The organism is Paenibacillus sp. T2-29, assembly GCF_052921365.1.
In genome coordinates this window covers 203,808-216,462 of the sequence record NZ_JBREVE010000001.1, presented here as the reverse complement: position 1 = coordinate 216,462, position 12,655 = coordinate 203,808, and the positions used below count along the sequence as shown (strand labels likewise).

Annotated in this window: 13 protein-coding genes; 9 read left to right on the top strand and 4 right to left on the bottom strand. The window is 46.7% G+C overall.

The window, feature by feature from the left end; genetic code table 11:
* Nucleotides 1–221 precede the first annotated feature (221 nt).
* The 5 genes from ACU1JV_RS01450 to ACU1JV_RS01430 all read left to right on the top strand — a co-directional run bounded on the left by ACU1JV_RS01450 (nt 222) and on the right by ACU1JV_RS01430 (nt 5,611).
* Entirely contained in the window at nt 222–1,064 is an 843-nt protein-coding gene (locus ACU1JV_RS01450; protein ID WP_025676821.1) for an STM4015 family protein, read from the top strand.
* Between the two features lie 67 nt (nt 1,065–1,131).
* Nucleotides 1,132–2,466, top strand: a complete 1,335-nt coding sequence (locus ACU1JV_RS01445; protein ID WP_064963034.1) for an STM4014 family protein — start codon at nt 1,132–1,134, stop codon at nt 2,464–2,466.
* The gene (locus tag ACU1JV_RS01440) at nt 2,466–3,248 is read left to right on the top strand and encodes an STM4013/SEN3800 family hydrolase (RefSeq protein ID WP_040103534.1); all 783 of its coding nucleotides are present in this window, start codon (nt 2,466–2,468) and stop codon (nt 3,246–3,248) included. The genes ACU1JV_RS01445 and ACU1JV_RS01440 overlap by 1 nt, the downstream gene beginning before the upstream one ends.
* Nucleotides 3,249–3,317: 69 nt before the next feature.
* Nucleotides 3,318–4,745, top strand: a complete 1,428-nt coding sequence (locus ACU1JV_RS01435; protein ID WP_413986522.1) for an STM4012 family radical SAM protein — start codon at nt 3,318–3,320, stop codon at nt 4,743–4,745.
* Entirely contained in the window at nt 4,742–5,611 is an 870-nt protein-coding gene (locus tag ACU1JV_RS01430; RefSeq protein WP_192442775.1) for an STM4011 family radical SAM protein, read from the top strand. Before ACU1JV_RS01435 ends, ACU1JV_RS01430 begins: the two co-directional genes overlap by 4 nt.
* 96 nt (nt 5,612–5,707) lie before the next feature.
* Here ACU1JV_RS01430 and ACU1JV_RS01425 read toward each other — a convergent pair whose 3' ends face one another.
* The 4 genes from ACU1JV_RS01425 to ACU1JV_RS01410 all read right to left on the bottom strand — a co-directional run bounded on the left by ACU1JV_RS01425 (nt 5,708) and on the right by ACU1JV_RS01410 (nt 7,986).
* Entirely contained in the window at nt 5,708–5,986 is a 279-nt protein-coding gene (locus tag ACU1JV_RS01425; protein WP_413986521.1) for a YxcD family protein, read from the bottom strand.
* Between the two features lie 3 nt (nt 5,987–5,989).
* Nucleotides 5,990–6,445 (bottom strand): hypothetical protein, encoded by a 456-nt coding sequence (locus ACU1JV_RS01420; RefSeq protein ID WP_013371562.1) that lies wholly within the window; start codon nt 6,443–6,445, stop codon nt 5,990–5,992.
* A 159-nt stretch (nt 6,446–6,604) separates the two neighbouring features.
* Nucleotides 6,605–7,171, bottom strand: coding sequence for a PadR family transcriptional regulator (locus ACU1JV_RS01415; RefSeq protein ID WP_013371561.1), 567 nt, complete (start codon nt 7,169–7,171; stop codon nt 6,605–6,607).
* Nucleotides 7,172–7,422: 251 nt separating this feature from the next.
* Entirely contained in the window at nt 7,423–7,986 is a 564-nt protein-coding gene (locus tag ACU1JV_RS01410) for a beta-class carbonic anhydrase (RefSeq protein ID WP_025675094.1), read from the bottom strand.
* A 173-nt stretch (nt 7,987–8,159) separates the two neighbouring features.
* On the opposite strand from ACU1JV_RS01410, the gene ACU1JV_RS01405 reads away from it, so the two are divergent.
* From ACU1JV_RS01405 to ACU1JV_RS01390, 4 genes are all read left to right on the top strand, one after another.
* Nucleotides 8,160–9,677 carry a carboxypeptidase M32 gene (locus tag ACU1JV_RS01405; protein ID WP_025675095.1) on the top strand — a complete coding sequence of 506 codons (1,518 nt, stop codon included), beginning with the start codon at nt 8,160–8,162 and terminating at the stop codon, nt 9,675–9,677.
* A 140-nt stretch (nt 9,678–9,817) separates the two neighbouring features.
* Nucleotides 9,818–10,906, top strand: coding sequence for an ABC transporter substrate-binding protein (locus ACU1JV_RS01400; protein ID WP_413986520.1), 1,089 nt, complete (start codon nt 9,818–9,820; stop codon nt 10,904–10,906).
* A complete protein-coding gene (locus ACU1JV_RS01395) occupies nt 10,903–11,715 on the top strand; it encodes an ABC transporter ATP-binding protein (protein ID WP_025675097.1) in 813 nt (270 codons plus the stop codon). Before ACU1JV_RS01400 ends, ACU1JV_RS01395 begins: the two co-directional genes overlap by 4 nt.
* Nucleotides 11,716–11,723: 8 nt before the next feature.
* On the top strand, nt 11,724–12,557 hold the full coding sequence (locus ACU1JV_RS01390; RefSeq protein WP_013371556.1) for an ABC transporter permease: 834 nt from the start codon (nt 11,724–11,726) through the stop codon (nt 12,555–12,557).
* The last annotated feature ends 98 nt before the right edge of the window (nt 12,558–12,655 follow it).

Below are 12,655 nucleotides of genomic sequence, written 5' to 3'. Positions count from 1 at the left end.
TGGTTCTAAACTTGCGTTCTTTATAATAGTAGAAATTTATTATGGATACATCCCAAGGCAGCCCGTAAGTGGGCTGTCTTGTTTTTATTTCATTTGCACATTTTACATAGGATTAATGTCGATCTGGGACTTTTTTTGACGAACATTGGTAGAATAGGATAGACTAAATTGGAAATAGATAGTTTACGAGATCTCAGACAAGCGATCGGAGGAATTGTGAGATGGAAGTGAAATTGGTTGTAGATTATGAAGCTTATGAGAATGGCCAAACGATGGCTAAATCTATTGAGGAACTGGCAGCCAAGCCGGAGAGTGCCCAAGTTACGGATCTGATCATCGGAGATTGGGGAGGCGCCTATGAAAACTCACCAGATGATTTTATACCGGTGTTAGTGAAGCTGAAAGATCAATTTCCTAAGGTGCGCAAGCTGTTTATTGGTGATATGGAATATGATGAGTGTGAGGTATCATGGATTAACCAAACGAATCTGTCGCCGCTGTTAGAAGCGTTTCCAAAGCTTGAATCCTTACATATTAAAGGAAGCCAGGATCTGAGCTTGGAACCACTTCGCCATAATCATCTTCAAGAATTGGTTATTATTTGTGGCGGTCTACCTGTGAGCGTTCTTCAGCAAATCATTAATGCCGAACTGCCTGAACTGCGCAAGCTGGAGCTGTATTTGGGTGTCGAGGATTATGGTTTTGACGGTAAACTGGAAGATATTTTACCGTTTTTAGACAGCAATCCTTTTCCCAAACTTACATACTTGGGACTCAAAGACAGTGAGATACAGGATGAAATTGCCATTGCTGCTGCTAATGCCCCTGTGATTGGACAACTGGAAGTGCTAGATCTCTCACAAGGTACATTGTCTGATCAAGGTGCAGAAGCGTTGCTGGCTAGTGAAAGTATAAAAGGGCTAAAACATCTGGATTTGAGCTATCATTATATGTCTAGTGAAATGATGGAACGCTGGAAAAACTCAGGTTTATCTGTGAACGTAGAAGATCAACAAGAAGCAGATGAAGAAGATGATTGGCGCTATCCATCACTGACAGAGTAATTTGCTCCAATGGATTTCTAAAACGGATTGACTTTAAAATTAAAAAAGAATAAAGTGAGGCGGCTCTATGGTGATGATGCGGGATAGTAATGTCAATGAGCCGTTTATCTTGTTCGGTAATTCGGGGAATCGTCGAACTACGGGACTGCAGGAAGCACGAAGCAGATTAATGCTTCCGTCTGCTCTGGAGGTTTCCTATACAGATGTATTGGGGGCCATTCGAGAGAAGCACAGTCTGCGCGAACTGATGGTCAGGATAGCTGTACAAGCTGCGCAAAATAGCGTGAATGGCAGTGTCCATGTGCAAGAGAGTATTGATCAATTACTGGCAGGGCGGGTGGACAGTGGCCCGTTGCTACGTCTGGATGCACCGGGCGAAAACTTTGAGGTAGAGCGGGAATTGATTGCTCTGGGCGCCCCGGATGCCGAGGGAGACGATTCTTTGTTGCCATCGCCGGAATGGGCACATGGCACAGGTATACTGGCGGCAGAAGCGCGCCGTTTGCAGGAGCAGCATGGTCGCATTTGGCACCCGGCACAATGGTTCCGGGGCTATTGCCGTCTGCTGGCTTGGCTGCGGCATGAAGTAGATCGGCTCTGGCCCTCGTCGCGCTGGATGAACGATCCTGCGGAAGTAGCCGTCATGTTTGACAAACGGCGTTGTAGCGCCGTATTAGACCAGGCAGACATCAGGGTCCCGCCTGTGCTTACAGCTTCAGGCGGTGCTTTTCGTGATGCTGTCGATCTCCATACAGCTATGAAAAAGAGTGGGTTTCACCGCGTATTTGTGAAAATATTTTGCGGGTCAGGTGCTTCTGGTGTCATGGCATATCAGGTACATCCCCAGACACATGCAGAGCTGGCGGTAACTACGATTGGAACAGAGATCATACACGGACAGCGTGTGTATTATAATGCCGGACGATTGCGTCGTTATACAGACAAGCAGGACATTCATGCCATCCTTAACTGGCTATGTTTGGAAGGGGTACATGTGGAACGCTGGATTCCCAAAGCGACCCTGAACGGACGTGTTTATGATGTGCGTCAACTCGTGTGTGAATCAGAAGCTTGTCATGCGGTTTTACGTTTGAGTCACAGCCCCATTACAAATCTACATTTGCGTAATGAGCGACTCTTGCTGGAGGAAGCCGGACTACCACAGAATACGATAGAATCGGTCCAGCATACTGCAATAGCCGCCATGAGGGTTTTTCCGGCGTCTATGGTTGCTGGACTGGATGTGCTCGTTCCAGCTCACGGTGGTCGTCCCTATGTATTGGATGTTAATCCGTTCGGTGATTTACTGTATCGGGTTGAGCATCGGGGTTGGAATCCATATGAATGGGAAATGCTGCACCTTGCTAATAGGAGCGTAGTTTTGGAAAGGAAAGACAGATAATGACTGATATGAATCAAATTGTCGGCTCTCACGATATTGTCATGATTACGCTGGATACCCTGCGTTATGACGTAGCCAAGCTGGAGGAAGAAAACTGCCCGAATTTATGCGGCTCCGGGTCGTGGGAAAAGCGCCATACACCAGGGAGCTTTACATATGCTGCACACCATGCTTTTTTTGGCGGATTTTTACCGACTCCGGCCAATATAGATAAGGCTTCACATATCAGGCTGTTTCACACAAAGGATACGGGATTACGAACGCATCCACATACCTGGCTGTTCGATGCTCCGGACATTGTGTCAGGGCTGGAGAACGAGGGCTATCGGACCATCTGTATCGGTGGCGTTATTTTTTTCACGAAGAAGAACAAGCTGGCCAAGGTGTTGCCCGGATATTTTCAAGAGAGCTACTGGCGCATGAACTTTGGCGTTACCAACCCTCGTTCAACAGAGCATCAGGTGAATCATGCCTTGAAGCTGTTGGAAAAGGCAGACCCTGCACAGCGCTTGTTTTTGTTTCTGAATGTATCAGCAATCCATGGGCCTAACCATTATTTTGTAAAGGGCTCTTCAAAAGATTCAGTAGAGTCTCAACGAGCAGCTTTGCGGTATGTGGATGGTGAACTTGGACGCTTGTTTGATGTTTTGCGTAAGCGTGGCAAGACGTTTTGCATGGCTTTTTCCGATCATGGTACAGCTTATGGCGAAGACGGCTACGAAGGGCATCGTCTGGCGCATGAGGTAGTGTGGAATGTGCCTTACCGCGAATTTATACTGTAGGACAAAAAGAAACGTAGTTTGCACTGGTAAATGATCAAGAATCCAATCCAGCGCGAGGAAGGAGCAGAAATGAAAGCCATGAATCTGAATCACCTACATCCGATGGGCGCAGCAACCCAAACTTCTCCGGGAATGGACACAAAATTAGTAACGACTAGATTTCAGTGGCCGGATACTCCTGTAGAATGGGCACGTACGATCCGAGAAGCTCCCTATCGCTCCTATCTGTACTCTTATCCGCATAAAACGGCCTATCGTTCGTTCGATACACCGCTCTCATTGCAGGAATTGTGGGAGAAAGAAGAGTTGGAAAGCTATTTTTTGTATATGCATATACCGTTTTGCGCAGCTCGCTGTGGATTTTGTAACCTGTTCACTTTACCGGATAAGCGCCAGGATGTGCACAAGGAGTATGTGGATGCGCTAGAAAGACAAGCTCGGCAATGGGCCCCAATTATGGGCGGTCGGCCTTTTTCGCGTTTTGCGATTGGCGGTGGTACGCCGACCTTATTGGAGGCTCCTTTGGTGGAGCGTTTATTTGACATTGCGGAAAATATTATGGGATTGGACCCCAAGCGAGCTTCTATTTCAGTCGAAACCTCTCCCGATACTGTAACTGAGGATAGGCTGGAGGTGCTCAAGCGCCGCGGTACAGATCGTGTCAGCATGGGAATCCAGAGCTTTGTGGAATCAGAAAGTGCCGCCATATACCGACCTCAGAAGCCCAAGCTTGTTAGAGATGCACTTGAGCGGCTGGTAGAATACAATTTTCCTTTGCTCAACGTGGATCTGATCTATGGTCTGCCTGGTCAAACGGTGGAAACCTGGCTGTATTCTCTCAAGGAAGCCCTGTCCTATTCGCCAGGAGAGATTTTTCTTTACCCGTTATACATTCGTGAAAATACGATTTTAAAGCCTGGCTATACTGGGCTGGATCATGATATTCGCCTCAGCTTGTATGAAGTAGCGCGCGAACGACTCAAACAGGCAGGATATGTACAATATTCCATGCGCCGTTTTGCTAAAAATGAGGGTACATCTAGCAAAGAGCTTTTACCCTACAGTTGCCAGGAGGAGGGCATGGCTGGATTGGGGTGTGGTGCACGCTCTTATACACGCGATGTACACTATGCCAGCCGGTATGGTGTCAGTACAGCAGCTACACGTAGTATTATCGCGGATTATGTGGCGGCGGAGCGTCATGATCTGGCTGACTACGGCTTTATTTTAAATGCGGATGAGCGTAAGCGGCGCTTTATCCTGAAGGCGCTTCTTCATCGGGAAGGTTTGGAGCTATGTGCCTATGCAGAGCGCTTTGGTGTATCCCTGGAAGACGATTTTACAGGAATGTCGCTGCTACTGGAATCGGGTATGGCTGTGGTCGAGGAGGGCACGCTTCGACTTACGGAGGAAGGAATGGCCTATTCCGATGCGATTGGAGACTGGATGATCTCCACATCAGTACGCGAGCGTATGGAAGGATATGTAGGCGCATGAGATCGACCTTATATTATCGTGGTTCGTTGACCTCGTGCAACTATGCTTGCCCTTACTGCCCATTCAGTAAAAACGTCGATAGTCGGGAAACGTTGAACAAGGATCGGGCGCAGTTGGAGCGTTTTGCTGATTGGGTACGGGAGCAGGGTGCTTTGGGGCACCAGCTCTCCATTTTTTTTAATCCGTACGGAGAAGCCTTGATTCATTCCTGGTATCGTAAGGCTATGATTGAGTTTTCTCATATGGCGCATGTGGAAAAAGTGGCGGTACAGACGAATCTATCGGCTAAGCTGGATTGGACAAACGAACTAAATCCAGATACGGCTGCGCTGTGGGCTACTTATCATCCTGGAGAAACCAAAGAGCAAGCTTTTATATCGCAGGCGATGAAGCTATATGAACTTGGCATTTCCTATAGTGTCGGTACAGTTGGATTGAGACAGGCGTTCCCGGCTATTCGTTCCTTGCGGGCGCAACTTCCAAAAGAAGTTTATATGTGGATCAACGCCTACAAGGACCGACCACATTATTATACGGATGCCGAGGTTACCGAATTAACTGAGATAGATCCCTATTTTCAATGGAATTTAAAGGATTATAGCAGCCAGGGGAGAGCATGTCGCGCGGGAGCAGATGTATTCTACGTCCAAGGTGACGGGCGAGTAAAACACTGCTATCAGGATCGACGTGTGATTGGGCACCTGTACAGAGACGGTCTGGAGGGGCTGAGCGCCCAGCGTCCGTGCCGGATGAAAGAATGTGGCTGTTATATCGGTTATATCCATATGGAAGAGCAGCCATTTCGGGAAATGTATGGTAGTGGTTTGCTTGAAAGGGTGCCGCGTACAACCATGACGATCTATTAGAGAGAAAAGAGCAGAAAAAGAACCGCCCTTGCCACCAGGCAAAGAGCGGTTCTTTTGTTTTGAAACAAGTTTGTACGACGGTCCTATGCAATTTAATTAAGTTTGGACAATAGCGGTAATTTCTTCATCCAGATCCAATCTGACCTGCTCGCGATAGGCACGAATATTGTATTCGCAATGAAGATATCTCAGAATGGCTTCAATCATATTGGCTTCCACCAGATATTGACTGCGTCCCTGGACATGAACTTCGGCTGTATAGCCTGTATCCTCTTCCCAGCTTAGCTCCACAACCACATCGGTCGGTCGTACGCCCTTGCGTTCAGCCATATGCAGGCAAATGGCATTAACAATCTCATCCATGCTTAAAATCATAACTTAGTAACGTCCTCCACGAGAATCATCGGGTCTACGGCGATTTTTGATAGCTCGGTAGATCCCTACACCAACCATAATCAGGACATAAATAGCTAGAACGTTAACGGCCAGGCCAAGTAAGCTGCCCAATGCACCCATGTTGCCGAACAATCCGCCGAAAAGCATACCTGCCAAGCCGCCCAGCATCATACCTTTGAGGAACCCGCCACCGCCACCGAGGAACCCACCGGTTCTGCTTGTGTTGCCCGTAGCCGCACTAGATTTAGTTCCGCTATCAGACTTATTGATGCCGCTGCTGTCATTCGCCTTGCTTGGTGTAGATTGGTATGATTTTGGTCCGGATTTAAATCCGCCACCACGCCTTGCATCAGCTGTAGATGGTGCGATCATAGCAATGAGTAGGGTGAAAGCCATCATCAGCATCATCATATTTTTCAAAGTGAATGTCTTTTTCATGTAAATATAATCCCCCTAGTAATTTGTGTTATAGGTCAAACAACCGCTTACCCGTAATACGATATAGTATGGAAAAGGGTTTCAAAGAATTTTAAATTTTAAAAAATTAAACGATAACGTACATAAATCCCATGCATGGATTGATAAAAGCATTTTGCTTTAGGGTTTAAGTAAAAACGGATTAGTGTCCGCTCTGACATCACCGGCAAGCAGCATGCGCAGCACCATTTGGCACCATTCCAGGCCTGCTTTGGCATTCATAAGCCCTTTTTGTACTAGAATATAGTCACCGAAATTCTTACTGCCAAAGTGTAAATTTTCTGCGGGAATGTCGTTCAGTATATCCTCTAGATGACGGATTTTCTGAATAAAATAACGTTTGCGTTCCTCTAGCATACGATTGGCGCTAGTTTTGTCCGTCAACCAGAGACAGAATAGTCGAAGGCTTAATTCATCCCGTGTAACCGGAGCAGCTAACGTTTCCTGAGACCATTGCTGAAGCATATGGATTCCCTTGTCCGTAATGGTATACATCTTTTTATCAGGCTTGTCGGACTGCTGAATCCATCGGGAGGCTAGCAGTTCCTTGCTCTCCATACGGGCCAGTAGCGGATAGATCTGGCTGTGCTTGGCCTGCCAAAAAGGCTGAATACGCAGCATCAGATCATAGCCGGAGGATTCCTCTCTGGCGAGAAGTCCCAACAGACCATACGATAGTAAATTCATATATCTTATCTCCTTCATCCATCAAAGTAACGGTTGTAACAGCTCTGCGGCAGGTAATCTGCGGCTCCATAAAAAGTGTACACTGAAACTGTATGGTTTGACAACTTTCACACCAGTCGTTCACAGGTTAGCCAAAATTGGCTGGGGTCATTCGGTATGTATATGTGCTTTTTTTCATAGAAACAGGGTAGTTTAAGCACGTATATACGCGCCTGAACTACCCTGATAACTTTTGAGGATAAGGATTCTGTTTACTGGTTATTCCCATCAACAACAAGGGTTAACGCGCCTGTATCCGGATGTATTACCATACCATGAACGGGCGTATTGGGAGGGAGAAGGGGGTGGTTTTTAATAAGCTTCACTGTAGTCTGTACCCCTTCTTCAATGTTGTCAAAACCCTTCAACCATTTATTTAACTTAATACCTGAATTTTCTAATGTACTTAGCACTTCCTGCGAAATTCCACGTTCCAGCATCTCATTAACCATATGATCAGCGTTTAGTGCAGCCATGCCGCATTCATAATGACCTATAACGAGTACTTCGTCTGCTCCCAGCTCATATAAAGCGACTAGCACACTGCGCATTACACTTCCAAAAGGCTGTGAAATAATGGCACCCGCATTTTTAATAATTTTGACATCCCCGTTACGCAGGTTCATGGCTTTGGGGAGCAATTCCGTTAGCCGCGTATCCATACAGGTTATGATGACCATTTTTTTGTTAGGGAACTTGCCCGTTCTATAGGCCTCGTATTCTTTGTTTTCTACGAAAACACGATTGTACTCTAAAATTTCTTGGATGTGATCCACGATAGTTCCCTCCAGATTCTAATAAAGTGCAATATGTACTGCCCAACGTTGATCCAGGTATTAGGAGTTGGTCGTACATGTTGTGTGTTGATTATACTTTTTAATATAAGTATCATCAAGTATAGGTAGTTGTAAAGTTTTAACCATTTTAAGTTAAAGAGGTGACCCTAATTATGGAGCAACAGACGTTGGATCAATGGACGGCTTTAAAGGAAATCTCACACAAAATCAGCAGTTATGGCGAAGCAGTCGGCTTGCTGCACTGGGATTTACGGACAGGAGCTCCACGCAAGGGAGTTGACATTCGGTCCGAGACGTTGGGGATGCTGTCCACGGAAATGTTCAAGCTGATGATCTCAGATGAAATGGGGCAGTTGCTGCAATTTTTTGCCGCAAAAGACAAGCTGGAGCAACTGGAGGACAATGATCGCAGATTGGTAGAGGAATGTCGCAAAAATTATGACTTGAATCGTTCAGTCCCAGCAGACCGCTACCGGGAGTATAGCATTTTAGCGGCTCAGGCAGAAAGCAAGTGGGAGGAAGCAAAGGAACACAGCGACTTTGCTGGATTCGAACCGTACTTGTCTAAAATCGTAGACATGAAGCGTGAGTTTATCGGCTACTGGGGTGTTAAGGATACAGAGTACGACACACTTTTGGATCAATATGAGCCAGGGATGACGGTTAAAAAGCTGGATGCTGTCTTTGATCGACTCAAAAAGCGCCTTGTACCCCTTTTGTCTAAAATTCAGGCTTCACCCAACCAGCCGGATAAGAGCTTTTTAGACGGGGTATTTGATGTGAAGCAGCAGGAAAAGTTCAGTCTGTTCATTTTAGGGCAGATGGGTTATGACTTTGATGCAGGTCGTTTGGATGAGAGTGTGCATCCTTTTGCGACAGGATTAAATCCAGGTGATGTGCGTATAACAACACACTATTTGCAAGATGATGTAACCAGTGCTATTTTCAGCTCGCTGCATGAAGGAGGCCATGCACTGTACGAACAAAACATTGCTCCTGAGCTGGCAGGATCACTACTGTCCGGAGGAACCTCTATGGGGATTCATGAATCCCAGTCCCGCTTGTGGGAAAATAAAATCGGACGCAGTCGTGCTTTCTGGGATCGGTATTACGATGATCTGCAAAAGCATTTTCCTGATCGTTTGGAGAAGGTCACGGCAGAGCAATTTTACCGGGCAGTCAACCGCGTGGAAAATTCATTGATTCGTATTGAAGCGGATGAGCTGACATATAATTTACATATCATTGTCCGCTATGAAATTGAGAAAATGCTGTTTAATGAAAAGCTGGATGTAAAGCGTCTCCCCGAAGTGTGGAATGCAAAATATAAAGAATACCTGGGGCTTCTACCCCCGAACGACGGGCTGGGCGTACTTCAAGACGTTCACTGGTCCGGTGGTGATTTTGGCTATTTTGCTTCTTACTCACTTGGCAATATGTATGCAGCCCAGATTTTGGCGACTCTGCGTAAGGAGCTGCCGAACCTGGATGAGCTGATTGCTGCTGGTGAGCTGGAGCCGATCAAGCAATGGCTGACTGAACGGATTTACCGTTACGGCAAGAGCCGGACGCCGTCTGAGTTGATTGTAGCCATTACGGGTGAGGATCTGAATCCTGATTATCTCGCCGACTATCTGGAAGATAAATATACATCCATATACAAGCTCTGATTTAGAGCTCTTATACAATCGCACACAAAAACCTCGCATTCATAGGCAAATGCGGGGTTTTTGTATACAGTTAACCATTATAACGTCAGCCGCATAACAATATATGAAGTCAACGATGTAAAGGTGGGGAGGGAACAAGGATGAATTACGGCGCTCGTTGCAAAGCAGTGGTGGCTGCGGCACTACTCGGATTACTGTTGCTCAGTGGGTGTGCCCCCAAGGGGGGGCAGACGATTGAGATCAGACTTGGCGAGGTAGCCCGTACGGTCTTTTATGCGCCGCAGTATGTAGCCTTGAGCCAGGGGATGTTTGCTCAGGAGGGACTGGATGTCCAACTGGCTACGATCCCTGGCGGAGACAAGGCGATGACGGCGTTGTTGTCCAATCAGGCAGATATCGCGCTGATCGGCGCGGAAACATCTATTTATGTGTATCAGCAAGGAGCAGAGGACCCTATCATTAATTTCGCTCAGCTGACACAGAAGGACGGAACCTTTTTGTTTGCTCGGCAAACAAAGGATAGCTTTGACTGGGAAAAGCTGAAACAACAAAGTTTTTTGGGACAACGCAAGGGCGGAATGCCACAAATGTCACTTGAATTTACGCTTCGCAAACACGGCATTGATCCGCATAAGGATCTGAAGCTGATTCAAAATATTGATTTTGCCAATGTCGCCTCTGCTTTTGGTTCGGGTACAGGGGATTATGTGCAGCTGTTTGAGCCACAGGCGTCTATTTTTGAAAAGGAAGGTCGAGGTCGGGTAGTTGCCTCTATCGGCGTAGAGAGTGGCGAGTTGCCGTATACGGTATATATGGCGAAGCAAAGCTATCTAAACACCAATAGCGAAGCCGCTCAGAAATTTACAAATGCCATATATCAGGCACAGCAGTGGATTGCTGCGCATTCACCTGAACAGATCGCCGAAGCTATTACACCTTATTTTAAGGATACAGAATTAGCTGTTTTGACGAGTAGTATCAAGCGCTATAAGGAACAGGGTACCTATGCAATGAACCCGATGATTGAGGAAAATGAATGGAATAATTTACAGGATGTCATGGCTTCGGCAGGTGAGCTGAAAAGCCCGGTTGCACTAGATAAGCTGGTAAACCCAAGTTTTGCAAAACAGGCGATCTCCTCCAACTCTATCGGGAATACTGAGACAGATGTGAAAAAGAGCACAACCGAAGCTACGGATACAGCTGTGGATGCAGGAGGTTCACCATGACGGAGGAACAGAGTGGTCTCACTGCGGATGTGATGATCCCGATGGTGAGAATGGAGCAAGTGACCCATGTATACGTAACAGATCGGGAAGCTTCATTGGCGGTTGAGAATATCGATTTTTCCGTAAATACAGGGGAATTTGTCAGTTTAGTCGGTCCAAGCGGCTGCGGAAAAACGACGATCCTGTCCATGATCGCCGGGCTGCTGCGTCCAGCGGCAGGTCAAGTTATGTTGCAAGGTCAGCCGGTAAGTGGCCCGAGTCCTGAGGTCGGTTACATGTTGCAGCAGGATTATCTTTTCCCGTGGCGGACGATCATGGATAACGCATTGTTAGGTCTGGAACTAAGCAACAGAGTAGATGAAGCTGCGCGTGAGCGGACGCGATTATTGCTGGAAGGTATGGGTTTGGGAGGAAAGGAGCATTTGCATCCATCCCAGTTGTCTGGAGGAATGCGCCAGCGTGTGGCGCTGGTACGGACGCTGGCGACGAATCCGGGATTGCTGCTGCTGGATGAGCCGTTCTCCGCGCTGGATTATCAAACTAAGCTGCAGCTGGAGGACCTCGTTGTGCAAACCTTGCGCGAACGAAAGAAAACGGCGATTTTAGTCACGCACGATTTGGCCGAGGCCATTGCAGTCAGTGATCGGGTTATAGTGATGGGGCGAAATCCTGGTCATATCCGGCGTACTTTCGAGATTCCGGATTCCATTCGGGAAGCGCAGCCTTTTTATGCGCGCGAACAGCCGGGCTTTAATGAGCTATTTCATGAAATATGGCGGGAACTGGAGGCTTCGGGAGCAAAGGAGTGAGTTAACGTATGAAGAACGAAGCTGATCAGCCTGAGCAACGTTGGATTCAAGGACTGCATCAGACGTATTTGCGTAACAGGCGTATGCAACAGTGGTTAGTAACAGGTGTGCAGATAGCTATTTTGCTGCTTTTATTTGTATTGTGGGAAATTGCAGGTCGTTTGAAGTGGATTGATGTATTGTTGTTTAGCTATCCTAGCAAAATTTTCACTCAGATTGGCAAGGATGCGGTCAGCGGGGAATTATGGGGACATGTAGGTGTCACTGTTGGAGAAACGATGGCAGGTTTTTTGCTCGGTACTCTGCTCGGCACATTGCTCGCGGTACTTATTTGGTGGTCGCCGTTTTTATCAAGGGTACTTGATCCATATATGGTTGTGTTTAACAGTATGCCCAAGGTAGCGCTAGGGCCAATATTTATCGTCATGTTTGGGGCGGGTTTTACCGCGATTCTGATGACAACCCTCTCCATTACGGTTATCATTACGACCCTTGTGGTATACAACAGTTTTCAGGAAGTCGATCCCAATTTGGTCAAAGTGGTTCGCACGTTTGGAGGAACACGCCGGGATACGTTTCAAAAGGTGATTTTGCCTGCCTCCTTTCCCGCAATTGTCTCTACGCTGAAAGTGAATGTCGGCATGGCATGGGTTGGCGTGATTGTTGGTGAATTTTTGGTTGCTAAAAATGGCTTAGGTTATTTGATCATTTATGGTTTTCAGGTGTTCAATTTCACACTGGTCATGTCCAGTCTGTTGATCATTGCTGTCGTAGCTACATTGATGTACCAGGCAGTTGTGTATGTGGAGCACCGCTTGCTTTCAGGTCGCCCTCATCGGTAATTATTAAATTTCTGAATATTTGTGCAAAACGTGAAAATAAAGTACCATGAAAATGAAATACTTAATATTTATGAAAATGAGAAAACAGATTTCATCTA

Bases quoted from the DNA above. Each gene is read 5' to 3' on its own strand.
- ACU1JV_RS01450 (WP_025676821.1), top strand. From the start codon at position 222: ATGGAAGTGAAATTGGTTGTAGATTATGAAGCTTATGAGAATGGCCAA.
- ACU1JV_RS01445 (WP_064963034.1), top strand. From the start codon at position 1,132: ATGGTGATGATGCGGGATAGTAATGTCAATGAGCCGTTTATCTTGTTC.
- ACU1JV_RS01440 (WP_040103534.1), top strand. From the start codon at position 2,466: ATGACTGATATGAATCAAATTGTCGGCTCTCACGATATTGTCATGATT.
- ACU1JV_RS01435 (WP_413986522.1), top strand. From the start codon at position 3,318: ATGAAAGCCATGAATCTGAATCACCTACATCCGATGGGCGCAGCAACC.
- ACU1JV_RS01430 (WP_192442775.1), top strand. From the start codon at position 4,742: ATGAGATCGACCTTATATTATCGTGGTTCGTTGACCTCGTGCAACTAT.
- ACU1JV_RS01425 (WP_413986521.1), bottom strand. From the start codon at position 5,986: ATGATTTTAAGCATGGATGAGATTGTTAATGCCATTTGCCTGCATATG.
- ACU1JV_RS01420 (WP_013371562.1), bottom strand. From the start codon at position 6,445: ATGAAAAAGACATTCACTTTGAAAAATATGATGATGCTGATGATGGCT.
- ACU1JV_RS01415 (WP_013371561.1), bottom strand. From the start codon at position 7,171: ATGAATTTACTATCGTATGGTCTGTTGGGACTTCTCGCCAGAGAGGAA.
- ACU1JV_RS01405 (WP_025675095.1), top strand. From the start codon at position 8,160: ATGGAGCAACAGACGTTGGATCAATGGACGGCTTTAAAGGAAATCTCA.
- ACU1JV_RS01400 (WP_413986520.1), top strand. From the start codon at position 9,818: ATGAATTACGGCGCTCGTTGCAAAGCAGTGGTGGCTGCGGCACTACTC.
- ACU1JV_RS01395 (WP_025675097.1), top strand. From the start codon at position 10,903: ATGACGGAGGAACAGAGTGGTCTCACTGCGGATGTGATGATCCCGATG.
- ACU1JV_RS01390 (WP_013371556.1), top strand. From the start codon at position 11,724: ATGAAGAACGAAGCTGATCAGCCTGAGCAACGTTGGATTCAAGGACTG.